Genomic DNA, 2917 nt, shown 5'->3' with positions numbered 1-2917 from the left:
GCGGTCTCGTCCTCCGGCGTCGCCGCACCCCCGGGCGCGTCCGCCTCGCCGCCGCTTCCCCCGGTGCCGCGCACGATCGGGTCGAGGCACGGCACCAGCGCCACCGTGTTCTCCGGGTCGGCGACCCTGCGGCCGCTGCGCTCCCGGTACACCAGCTCGCCCCCGGCGTCGATCTCCACCAGGTACCCCGCCTCGGCGAGCTGCTCCTCGTCGAGATCGACGAGCCGCTCCGGCCGGGACGGCACCACCCGGTACGACGGCCAGGACACTTCGGAGTGCGCCTCGTGGAACCGCGCGAGCAGCCCCGCCATCTGTTGCTGCCACGGCAGCGGCATCCCCTCGGCCAGCGACCGGGGCAGGACGACGTACCCGTCGTCCACACCGGGATGCCCACGCGCGAGATAGTCGGCCAACGGCGTGCTCGACGCGGGACGCGCCGGGCGTGACGGGCGCGACGCGGCGAATCCGCCACTTTCCAACGCACCGGGCATCACGACCGGGCTCTTGGCCTTCTTGCGCTTACCCCACTTCTTCGCCACGACCTGCTCCGTTCCTACACACCGGGCCGTACCGCCTGCGGCACGAGCCCGCCCTCGTCCCAGGAGATCGCGCGGGTGTGGACGGGCACGCCCGACTGCTGCGCCTCCACGATCCTGCCGTCCCCGAGATACATCGCCACGTGGTGGATGGTCTTGGGGTCGGACGAGTCGTAGGCCCAGAACACCAGATCCCCCGGCTGGGCCTGTTCGACCGGCAGCATCGCGCCCGCGTGGTACTGGTCGCGCGAGACCCGGGGCAGGATGATTCCCGCGTCCTCGTAGGCGCGCAGCATCAGCCCGGAACAGTCGTAGGAGTCGGGCCCCGTCGCACCCCACACGTACGGCTTGCCCCGCTCGTCCAGCGCGAAGTCGATGGCCTCGGCGGCGGCCGTGTTCGGGGGCAGCGCCGATCCCATCCCGGTCCCGCAGCCGGTGGCGTCGCCGACCTCCCCGAGGTTTTCCACCAGGTGCACCGCCATCGCCTCCCAGCGGTGGTACCGGTCGGGGAAGGTCGACCGCTCCACCGCCTGCGCGGCGTCGCCGGGGCGCATGGTCCGCCAGCCGGGGACCTGCTCCAGCACGTCGTAGAACTTGTTCACCTGATACGGCGGGTTGGTGACCTGCGCGGGCGTGCCCCAGCCCATCGACGGGCGCATCTGGAAGATGCCAAGCGAGTCCCGGTCGCCGTAGTCGAGATTGCGCAGCCCCGACTCGGTCATTCCGGCCTGGATGGCGATCTGCCACGCGCGGGGTGAGAGATCCCGGTCCTTGCCGATCGAAATGATCAGCGAGACGATCTCGCGCTGCTCGCCGGTCAGATTCGCCGCGTCCCGCGCGCCCGTACCGGGCTGCCCCGGCTGCGTCGGGCCGAGAGCGGCATCACAGCTGAGCGTGGTCACTCCGGCCGCGTGGTTGCGCTGGCTGTCGAGCACCACGACCGCCCCGGCCGCCAGCAGCACCGTGATGGTGGCGGCGGCCACGAACCCGATCAGCAACCCGGCCCGCACGGCGCCCTCACTCCACGGCTTCCCGGTAGTCGGAAACCCGCCAGCCCGCGTCGGTCTCGATGACGGTGAGCAGAAGCGTCGGCCCGTCCGTGGTGACCTCGGCCTCGACGGATCTCGGGTGGGACTCGCGGGCACTCGGCGTGCCGATCACGCGGGTCGCACTGATGTCGGCGGGGTCCACGCTGCGCATGCGGGGCAGGTACTCCTCGGTGGTATACGGGCGCAGCCCGTCGAGCCACTGCCCGGTGTCGCCCCCCTCCGGCCGGGTCAACCATGCCGCGACCCACTCCTCGGCCACGCGCAGGGCCTCGGGATCGGGCGGTGCCGACTCGGGCGTGGCCAGCGGTTCCGACAGCCGGGTGGGAAGGGGCGCGGTCGTGACGTCGTCAGCGGAGTCGGGGCCGTCCGCGCCACCGTCGACAGAGGACTCGTCACGCGAGGACGACGACGGCCCCGCGGAGCCCGCCCCGTCGGCACCCGGCTCGGCGAGCAGTCTCGGCACGAGCATGCCCGCCGAGATGAGCAGTGCGGCCACCATGATGATGGTCCCGACCAGGTGGGTCGGTGAACGCATCGGCCAGCCCCACAGGCGGCGGTACACCGCCGCACGGCCCCGGTTGGTGCGAATCGGCATCTCCGGTTCCCCCTACCGCACCACGCTGTCGGTGTCCCGGGCCTGGTCCCGGACCTCCAACCCGCGCGAGGGCCGGTACAGCACGAACACCGGCTTGCCCGCCACCATCTCGTGCTCGACACGGCGTGGCTGGGGCACCTGCTGCGCGGACGACCCCGGCATCGGGCCGGACGCCGTGCCCGAGCCGGGCACGAAGCCCTCGCTGGACGACGACAGCCGGGACGGCACCACCAACGGGTCCGTGTCCTCCACGGGGGCGGCGCCCCGGTCGGTGACCGGCGGGGTGTCCACCCTGCGGCTCGCGCCGGGTGGGACGGCGCCGAACTGGTCCGGCTTGCGCAGGTAATCCTCGGGCGCGCGGCCCGGGGTGTCCCCGGCGAGCGCGCCCGCCGCGGCGACCGCGGCGAGTGTGGCCAGCGCCGGGAGATCGTCACCCAGCAGTACGGCCACCGCGACCACGCTGCTCTCACTGGGCATGAACGGCAGCAAGGCATCAAGGGCCGAGAGCCCGAACACCGCCAGCCACAACCACGGCGTGCCCGTGGCGGCGTCGAGCATCGTCGCGACCGCGTCCAGCCAGTCGGAGATCTGGTCAAGCATGAGCCGTCTCGGCGACCGGACCGGTCAGGTCGAGCACGGCCGACCGTGCCCGCGCGGCCAGTCCGCGCCGGTCGCCGACCGGGTCCAGCGCCGTCCCGGTGCGCACCGTCAGCGTCAGCTCGCGCGCCCCAGCCACC

At 73.0% G+C, this 2917-nt stretch carries 2 protein-coding genes and 2 pseudogenes; all 4 read right to left on the bottom strand.

All coding sequences use genetic code 11. The annotated features are described in order from the left end of the window. Positions 1-539: pseudogene (locus SACSA_RS23575) on the bottom strand (hypothetical protein); the annotation flags it as partial. A 14-nt stretch (positions 540-553) separates the two neighbouring features. Beyond that, positions 554-1546 (bottom strand): C40 family peptidase, encoded by a 993-nt coding sequence (locus SACSA_RS0117535; RefSeq protein WP_019819037.1) that lies wholly within the window; start codon positions 1544-1546, stop codon positions 554-556. Between the two features lie 7 nt (positions 1547-1553). Then, positions 1554-2180, bottom strand: coding sequence for a hypothetical protein (locus tag SACSA_RS0117530; protein ID WP_019819036.1), 627 nt, complete (start codon positions 2178-2180; stop codon positions 1554-1556). Between the two features lie 360 nt (positions 2181-2540). Further along, positions 2541-2738 (bottom strand): annotated as a pseudogene (locus tag SACSA_RS27115) (DedA family protein); the annotation flags it as partial. Between the last annotated feature and the right edge of the window lie 179 nt (positions 2739-2917).

It is taken from the genome of Saccharomonospora saliphila YIM 90502, assembly GCF_000383795.1.
GTDB classification, from domain to species: Bacteria; Actinomycetota; Actinomycetes; order Mycobacteriales; family Pseudonocardiaceae; genus Saccharomonospora; species Saccharomonospora saliphila.
This window is presented reverse-complemented; position numbering and strand designations above follow the sequence as displayed.